We start from the raw sequence: 264 nt of genomic DNA on the forward strand, positions 1-264 counted from the left end.
CTCAGACAGCTAGGATGTTGGCTTAGAAGCAGCCATCATTTAAAGAAAGCGTAATAGCTCACTAGTCGAGTCGGCCTGCGCGGAAGATGTAACGGGGCTCAAACCAGGCACCGAAGCCGCGGATTCATACTTATGTGTGAGTGGTAGGGGAGCGTTCTGTAAGTCTGCGAAGGTGTATCGAGAGGTATGCTGGAGATATCAGAAGTGCGAATGCTGACGTAAGTAACGATAAAGGGGGTGAAAAGCCTCCTCGCCGGAAGACCA

General features: G+C 51.1%; 1 rRNA gene. It reads left to right on the forward strand.

The features are described from left to right. Positions 1-264, forward strand: a 23S ribosomal RNA gene (locus tag AACW18_RS13920); the annotation flags it as partial.

The organism is Aeromonas sp. sia0103 (assembly GCF_963895295.1).
GTDB lineage: Bacteria > Pseudomonadota > Gammaproteobacteria > Enterobacterales > Aeromonadaceae > Aeromonas > Aeromonas encheleia.